The sequence below is a fragment of the Novosphingobium sp. B-7 genome (assembly GCF_000410615.1).
GTDB lineage: Bacteria > Pseudomonadota > Alphaproteobacteria > Sphingomonadales > Sphingomonadaceae > Novosphingobium > Novosphingobium capsulatum.
The window spans coordinates 1-7,204 of record NZ_APCQ01000225.1 but is presented as its reverse complement, the minus strand read 5'-3'; the positions used below and the strand labels follow the sequence as shown (position 1 = coordinate 7,204).

10 protein-coding genes are annotated in these 7,204 nt (G+C 67.3%); all 10 read left to right on the top strand.

Annotation, left to right across the window (positions count from 1 at the left end):
• The coding region (locus H926_RS34435) for a hypothetical protein (protein WP_237740961.1) at positions 1-212 on the top strand (212 nt) is incomplete at its 5' end.
• A gap of 122 nt (positions 213-334) precedes the next feature.
• Entirely contained in the window at positions 335-739 is a 405-nt protein-coding gene (locus tag H926_RS31460) for a TrbC/VirB2 family protein (RefSeq protein WP_158441923.1), read from the top strand.
• Between the two features lies 1 nt (position 740).
• The gene (locus tag H926_RS0102310; RefSeq protein ID WP_022674864.1) at positions 741-1,079 is read left to right on the top strand and encodes a type IV secretion system protein VirB3; all 339 of its coding nucleotides are present in this window, start codon (positions 741-743) and stop codon (positions 1,077-1,079) included.
• Positions 1,072-3,459, top strand: a complete 2,388-nt coding sequence (locus H926_RS0102305; protein WP_022674863.1) for a VirB4 family type IV secretion/conjugal transfer ATPase — start codon at positions 1,072-1,074, stop codon at positions 3,457-3,459. Before H926_RS0102310 ends, H926_RS0102305 begins: the two co-directional genes overlap by 8 nt.
• Positions 3,460-3,484: 25 nt before the next feature.
• Positions 3,485-4,189 (top strand): type IV secretion system protein, encoded by a 705-nt coding sequence (locus tag H926_RS0102300; protein ID WP_082208965.1) that lies wholly within the window; start codon positions 3,485-3,487, stop codon positions 4,187-4,189.
• Between the two features lie 2 nt (positions 4,190-4,191).
• A complete protein-coding gene (locus H926_RS25220; RefSeq protein WP_051146228.1) occupies positions 4,192-4,605 on the top strand; it encodes an EexN family lipoprotein in 414 nt (137 codons plus the stop codon).
• A gap of 7 nt (positions 4,606-4,612) precedes the next feature.
• Positions 4,613-5,665, top strand: a complete 1,053-nt coding sequence (locus tag H926_RS0102290) for a type IV secretion system protein (RefSeq protein WP_022674860.1) — start codon at positions 4,613-4,615, stop codon at positions 5,663-5,665.
• 46 nt (positions 5,666-5,711) lie between these two features.
• The gene (locus H926_RS0102285; protein ID WP_022674859.1) at positions 5,712-5,912 is read left to right on the top strand and encodes a hypothetical protein; all 201 of its coding nucleotides are present in this window, start codon (positions 5,712-5,714) and stop codon (positions 5,910-5,912) included.
• Positions 5,909-6,643 carry a virB8 family protein gene (locus H926_RS25215; protein WP_051146227.1) on the top strand — a complete coding sequence of 245 codons (735 nt, stop codon included), beginning with the start codon at positions 5,909-5,911 and terminating at the stop codon, positions 6,641-6,643. Before H926_RS0102285 ends, H926_RS25215 begins: the two co-directional genes overlap by 4 nt.
• A partial coding sequence (locus H926_RS0102275) for a TrbG/VirB9 family P-type conjugative transfer protein (protein WP_022674857.1) occupies positions 6,640-7,204 on the top strand: 565 nt, incomplete at its 3' end. The genes H926_RS25215 and H926_RS0102275, both read left to right, overlap by 4 nt.

Sequence of the window (7,204 nt, the reverse complement as noted above, 5' to 3'; positions counted from 1 at the left end):
ACGATTTTTGCAACAGAGCCCCTCCGCCTCCTCCCGCCTGGGACGTGTATGCGCGGGCTCGCTACCTGCGCGACAATCCCGACGGCGCGGGCGCGCCGCCTCTCGATTCAGCTTCATCGCCGGCTCCGATGCCGGTGGGAATGGCGTCGGCCGAACGGCCGCTGCCCGTGCGGTTACAGGCGATCGGCGCCCCTGCCGGCGACGATCGCTAAGGGCGGCCTTCCGCCGCCGGGACATATCTGCCGGGGCTTCGGCAAGCCGACCGGCAAATCGCGGAGGCTTGCACGGTGCAAGCCGTCGCGTCGCGCGGCCTGCCATGAAGGAGAGCGGTTCTATGGCGCAATCCATCCACAAGACGCTTGCGGCAGCGCTGATGCTGGCACCCGAGCGCCTACGCTCGTCGGTGTCGATCGCCGCCGCAGCCTGTGCGCGGCGCGCGCACCAGCTCGACGCGCGCCGGGTCGCGGCGTTCGCGCTCGCGGCCACGATGTTGATCGCCGTGGCCGAGCCCGCTTTCGCGCAGTCGGGCGGTGGGGGCGACATCACGACCTTTCTACAGAACATCGTCAACGTGATCACCGGAACGGCCGGCAAACTGATTGCGGTCATCGCTATCTGCATCGTCGGTGTCGGCGCGCTCATGGGAGCGCTTTCGATGCGTGCGGCCGGCGGCGTGATCCTCGGCGTGCTGCTGATCTTCTCGTCCGCATGGATCGTCGACCAAATCATCGGCTCGTGACATGGCGCAGGACGCCCTCACCGAAGACACGCTGTTCCTGGCCTGCACGCGGCCGGCGATGTGGCAGGGCGTGCCCCTCGAAGCCCTGGCGATCAACGGCATGGTGACGGGCATCATCTTCGTGCTGATGTCCAACCCCTTCTATCTGCTGATCGGGGTGGTGGTTCACTACGCCACGCGCGCGCTCATCAGCCACGACTACAATATGTTCACGACGCTCCGGCTGTGGGCCGAGACCAAAGGACGCGCGCGCAATAAGGATCGGTGGGGCGGCTCGTCGGTCAGTCCGCTGCCGCTGCGCCCGGCGCGCAGGGCGCGGGAGGTCCGCATCCATGTTTAGTGCCGCATCGCGCGAGCGCGAGCCCGACATCTATGTCCCCTATATCGGCCACGCCGCGCCGGGAACCGTGCTGCTCGATGATGGCTCGCTGCTGGCGATGCTGCGCCTCGACGGCGCGACGTTCGAGCTGGCCGATCCCGCGCTCGTCAACGCGCTTCATGCCCAGCGCAATATCCTGCTGCGCAACATCTCGTCGGATCGGGTCGTCCTCCAAATCCATGTCGTGCGCTCGCTCGCCGAACCAAGCGAATATCCGGCGGAGCCCTGCGCCAGCGCTTTCGCGCGCGAGCTGGACGAACGCTATCGCGACCGCCTGCTCTCCAACCGGCTGTTTCGCAACGAGCTGTTCCTGTCGATCCTGCTGCGGCCTGCCGGCAGGGGAGGACTCGCCCAAGGCAATGTCGCGGCGTTGTTCGCGCGCCGCAAGCGCGGCGATCGGGCGCGCGCGGCCTCGCCCGCCAATATGGATCAGATCGACAGCATCGCCGACACGCTCGCCTACGAGCTGCACGCCTATGGCGTGCGCCGCCTCGCATTGCGCGAGGCGAGCGGCCTTATGTTCTCGGAAGTGGCGGAGGCGCTGCGCCTGGTGCTGACCGGCGAGCACATGCCCGTGCCGCTGGTCAACGGTCATCTCGGCGGCGCGGTCTATACCGATCGCGTCATCGTCGGCCGTGAGGCGATCGAAATCCGGGGAGCGGGAGGGTCAACCTTCGCCGCCGGCTTCGGCCTGCGCGAATATCCTGCCGTCACCTGGCCGGGCATGTTCGATACGGTGCTCGGCGCGCCCTATCGCTGCGTGCTGACGCAATCCTTCGGCTTCCTCGGCAAGCAGGACGCCCAGGGGATCATGACGCGCAAGCAGAATCAGATGGTGACGGCCCAGGACAAGGCCGCGAGCCAGACCGAGGCGTTGACCGAGGCGGCTGACATGCTCGCCTCCAACGCCTTCGTCATGGGCGATCATCACCTGACGCTGATGACCTTCGCCGACAGCCTCGACAAGCTGCGCCTGGTCGCGTCCAGCGCCCGGCGCGATCTGGCCGAGAGCGGCGCGGTGATCGTGCGCGAGGATCTCGCGCTAGAAGCCGCCTATTGGGCGCAGCTCCCCGGCAACATGCGGCTACGCACGCGCCCCGGTGCGATCAGCTCCCGCAATTTCGCGGCGATGGCGAGCCTCCACAACTATCCTCTCGGCACCCAAACCGGCCATTGGGGCGCGCCGCTCACGCTGTTCCGCTCGACCGGCGGGACCGCCTACCGCTTCCATCTGCACGCCCCGACTGAGACGGTGCGCGATCTCGGCAACGTCTTCGTCGCCGGTCCCACCGGCTCGGGCAAGACGACGCTCATGCTGTTCATCCTCGCGATGGCGGAGCGGCAGAAGGCGCAGGTCGTGTTCTTCGACAAGGATCGCGGCGGCGACATTCTCGCTCGCGCTGTCGGCGGCACCTATCTCGTATTGCCGGCGGGCGAGCCCTCGGGCCTCGCCCCGCTCAAGGCGCTGTCCGACAAGCCCGGCGATGTCGAGTTCGTCAAAGAGCTGGTGAAGGCGCTCGTCCTCGATCCCGGCAAGGCGATGGCCCCCGAACAGGAGCGCCGGCTTGAGCTGGGCGTGCGCGCGGTCCTCGCGCTGCCGCGCGACGCGCGCTCGTTCGCCGAGCTGCGCGCCTTCCTCGGCCAAGCCGATCCCGAAGGGCCGGGCGCGCGGCTCGACAAGTGGTGTCAGGGCGGGGCGCTGGGGTGGGTGCTCGACAATGATGCCGATCGGGTCTCGCTCGACGCGCCGTTCCTCGGCTTCGATGTGACCGCCGTGCTCGACGATCCGGTGACGCGCGGGCCGATCCTCTCCTACCTCTTCCATCGGGTCGAAAGCCTGCTCGACGGCCGCCGGCTCGTGCTGGCGATCGATGAGTTCTGGAAGGTGCTGCTCGACGCGGGATTCCGCGATCTCGTCAACGACAAGCTCAAGACGATCCGCAAGTTGAACGGGCTGGTGATCCTCGCCACGCAATCGCCGGCGGACGCGCTGCGCTCGCCGATCGCGCACAGCATCATCGAGCAATGCCCGACGCAAATCCTGATGCCGAACACCCGCGCCGACGCTGCGGACTATCGCGACGGGCTCAAGCTGACGGAGCCCGAATATCTCGCTGTGCGCGAGGACTTGGCCGTGGGCGGGCACCGCTTTCTGCTCAAGCAGGGCAACGCGAGCGTCGCCTGCGAACTCGATCTCACCGGAATGGATGATCTCATCGCCGTGCTCTCCGGCCGCGCGAGCACGGTGCGTCTCATGGAGCGGCTGATCGAGGACGTGGGGCCGGACCCGGCGGCATGGCTGCCGCTGTTCCGGCGCCGTTGGCGGGAGGCTGCCGCCTAATCCGGGCACGAGGAAAGGAAAGGCCATGAAGTTTCGCAGAATGATGTTGGCCGGCGCGGCGGCGCTGGCGATCGTCGGGACCGGCTCCGGCCCGGCAACCGCGCAAATGGCGGTGATCGACGCCAAGGCGATCATACAGGCCAAGGCCCAGCTCGACTCGCTGCGCCAGCAATATGCGCAGCTCCAACAGACCTATGCGGCGATCGCCCATCTGCCGCAGAGTGCGCTCCGCCAGCTTGGCCAGGAGCTGAACGTCAACCAGTTCCGCAACCCGCTCGGGACAAGCTCGGTCGATGTCGGCGCAATCATGAGCGGGTCCGGCATTGGATCGGGTTCGCTCGGCACGGCCGCGCAGGGTTATCTCAATCAGAACCGGGTCTATTCGCCCTCGGGCCAGGATTTCCGCGCCCAGCAGATGAACCGCAACGCGAACAGCATCGCGGGCGTGCAGGCGATGGCGAGCCAGCTCTACCAGTCGGCCGCGACGCACCTGACCGCCTTGCAGGGCCTCGAAGGTCAGCTCGCGAGCGCCAGCGACAGCAAGGAAGTGGCCGACATTCAGGCGCGCATCGGCATGGAACAGGCGGCATTTCAGGCGCAGTCGGTCCAAGCGCAGTCGCTCGCCATGTGGCAGCAGGCGCAGGAACGGAATGAGAACCAACAGCGCGACGAGCTGCGCCGCCAGCAAATCGACGGTCTGATAGAACAGGCCAAGGCGAGAGGGGGCTGACGATGGCGACCCCTTGCACCGTGCAAGCCTCCCTCGGCCTGCTTCTCCTGCTCGCGGCTTCGCCGGCGGTGGCGCAGCAAGCGGCGGACGGGGTTGCCGCGACGCCGCCGAAGACGGTCTCGTGGTATGCCGATCATCGGCCGCAGCGCGCGCAGGTTCAGCTCGCCTGTCTCGATGATCCTGGCCGGTTGGCGCGCACGCCCGACTGCATCAACGCGCATGAAGCGAGCGTGGAAGTAGCACTGCGGCAAGCCCGCGCGCGAACGGGCACGCTCGATCCGCGCAACCCCGATTTCTGGTCGAACGATCCGCAAAACCGCCGGAGCAAGCTGCTGATGTGCCGGCGCAACCCCGAACTGCAATATTGCGACGTGGCGCGCCGCTCCCTCCTGATTGAAGCCGGAAAGGCAAGGTAGGCGGCGGATGGACGACGTTCAGTGGCAGGTCTTCGCCTACATCGTTTCTCAAGTGGAGACGCCGCTGGTCAGCGCCGTATCCGAAGTCATCAACGCCTTCCTGTCGTTCGTCGCGGCTCCGCTCAAGGTGGCGCTTGTCCTCTATATTGCGCTCACCGGCATCCTCATCATCCGAGGCGAGGTCAACGAGTCCGGCGCGGCGCTGCTCGGCCGATTCCTCAAGCTGGGCCTGGTCGTGTGGGTGCTGACCGGCGCCGGCATCTATCAGCAATATGTCTACGATTTCTTCTTCACGACGCTGCCGCAGGGCCTCGCCGACGCACTCACCTCCTCGGGCTCGACCAATGCCGTTGACGCCAACACCTTCGATCAGGTCTGGATCAAGGCATGGCGCGCCGGGCTCGAAGTCTGGCGCACGCTCAACTGGACCGACATCGGCGAGAAGTTCATCGTCATCCTGTTCTGGGCGGCGGCGATCATATCGACGGTGTTCGCCTTCGCGATCTGGCTGATCTCGCGCGTGCTGCTCGCGCTCTACATCGCGCTCGGGCCGCTGCTTATTGGCCTGGTGCTGTTCTCGGCGACACGGGCGATCTTCGAGCGCTGGATCGGCTCGCTGATCTCGTGCGTGATCCTCCAGATCACGACGGTCGTGCTGCTCTACATCGTGCTTTCGGTTGAACAGCAGGTGGTCGGCCAGGTCGCAGTCATGGGGGCGGTCGACTCGATGGCGATGATCCAGGTGCTGCTCGCCGGCGTGATCTTCTTCGCCGTCGCCGCCTTCGTGGCCTTCCAACTTCCCGGTGTCGCATCCTCGCTCGCGGGCGGCCTGCATTTCCACTCGGGGGTGCTCGCGCGGGCGACACAGGCCGCGATCGGCTCGACCGGGCAACGCTATGTCGATGGCGCGGGCAACAGCTACCGTGTCGGCCGGAGCGGACTGCTCGGCGCCGGCCATTATGCCGGCTCGACGGTCGGCCGCGGCGCGGGCGCGGCAGGCCGCTCGATTTACCAGCGCCTTCGTCCCTCCACCGGCGGCTCGCTCTCCGACACCGGCTGATCGCGCGCGCATCAAAGTCCGGAATCCGCCCAACAGGAACCAAAAGATGATCCGTCCCGTCCTTCTTGTCTTCGCCGCCCTGTCGCTCTCGGCCTGCGCGCACCGGCCTCCGCTCGCCGAGGCGAAGGGGAAGTATCGGCCGCTCAACGCAGGCAAGTGGGTGCCCACGCGAGACGATCTGCGCGGCCCGCGCGCGCCGCTGCCGCCGGCGCAGTCGCCGTCCCTCACGCCGGAGACCGGCTCATGAAATGGTTTGCTCGAAAGCCGCCGGTAGCGGCGGAAGACTATAAGGCGCGGCCGGTCGCGTCGGACCCCGCTATCCTAGATGCCTATTACGGCCAAGTGGCGAGCTACGCCGCCTCTGAGCGCGATCGGAACCGCAATGTCGCGCGGCTAGGCTTCGTGGTCGGCGGGATCGGCGCGGCGGTCGGTTTCCTGGGAATGGCGGCCGTCATCGCCCTGCTGCCGCTCAAGACGGTCGTTCCGCTTGCCTTCCGGGTGGACCGGGCGACCGGCTCCGTCGAGCGCGTCTACGATGTGCGCGGCGGGCCGATGGAAGTCGAGGACGCCGAAAAGCGGTTCTTCCTCTGGCAATATGTGCGGCTGCGCCAGACCTACAGCGCGGCCGAGGCAGAAACGAACTTCAACGCCGTCACGCTGATGTCGTCGCCGGCGGTGCAGAACGAATATGCCGCCGGCTTCAAGGGGACCAATCCCAACAGTCCGCAGGTCGTGCTCGGCCAGGACGGCAATGCGACTGTCCGTTGGGTCTCGACATCGTTCCTCGGGCCGAAGCTGGCGCAGGTCCGCTTCGTCCAAATGGCGAGCAAGCAAGGCGTCGCACTTCCGCCGCAGCAGATGGTGGCGACGATCGCGTTCGACTTCGCGCCGGGCCAAATCGGCGCGGCCGCGCTCAACGTCAATCCGCTGGGGTTCATCGTCACCAGCTACCGCGCCGACATGGAGGCCACGCAATGAGGCAGTCCCTCGCGATCGGCGCGGCCGTGCTTGCGGCGCTCCTCGGCGGGTCGGCGCTGGCCGATCAGACGCCGCAATCGGCGGGCTATGATCCGCATGTCCAGCTCGTGCCCTACAATCCGCTCAACGTCGTCCGCATCGTCGGCAGCCCGAAAAACTCGACGCAGATCATCTTCGCCCCCGGCGAGGAAATCACGCAGGTCGCGATCGGCGATGCGGACGCCTGGCTGGCGCAGCCGGCCGGCAACCTGCTCTTCCTCAAGCCCACGGCGATTCGCGCGCCGACGAACATGCAGGTCGTCACCAAGACCGTCAGCGGGACAAGCCGGTCCTATCAGTTCCATCTCAGCGCCGTCCGCACCGGCGCACGCGGCAGCCGCGCCATCTACGCGGTGAGCTTCACCTATCCCGCCGAAGAGGCGGCGGCGCGGGAAGCGGCCCGCGCGGCGGCCGAGGCGGCGGCGCGCGAGCGGGAGGCAGAAGAACGGTTGCGGACCGCCTGGGCCGAAGGGCCGCGCAACTGGCGCTATGTCGCGCAGGGCTCGAACATGATCGAGCCAA

What these genes read in the sequence shown, in the direction of transcription:
- H926_RS31460 (WP_158441923.1), top strand. Translation starts at nt 335, where the DNA reads ATGGCGCAATCCATCCACAAGACGCTTGCGGCAGCGCTGATGCTGGCA.
- H926_RS0102310 (WP_022674864.1), top strand. Translation starts at nt 741, where the DNA reads ATGGCGCAGGACGCCCTCACCGAAGACACGCTGTTCCTGGCCTGCACG.
- H926_RS0102305 (WP_022674863.1), top strand. Translation starts at nt 1,072, where the DNA reads ATGTTTAGTGCCGCATCGCGCGAGCGCGAGCCCGACATCTATGTCCCC.
- H926_RS0102300 (WP_082208965.1), top strand. Translation starts at nt 3,485, where the DNA reads ATGAAGTTTCGCAGAATGATGTTGGCCGGCGCGGCGGCGCTGGCGATC.
- H926_RS25220 (WP_051146228.1), top strand. Translation starts at nt 4,192, where the DNA reads ATGGCGACCCCTTGCACCGTGCAAGCCTCCCTCGGCCTGCTTCTCCTG.
- H926_RS0102290 (WP_022674860.1), top strand. Translation starts at nt 4,613, where the DNA reads ATGGACGACGTTCAGTGGCAGGTCTTCGCCTACATCGTTTCTCAAGTG.
- H926_RS0102285 (WP_022674859.1), top strand. Translation starts at nt 5,712, where the DNA reads ATGATCCGTCCCGTCCTTCTTGTCTTCGCCGCCCTGTCGCTCTCGGCC.
- H926_RS25215 (WP_051146227.1), top strand. Translation starts at nt 5,909, where the DNA reads ATGAAATGGTTTGCTCGAAAGCCGCCGGTAGCGGCGGAAGACTATAAG.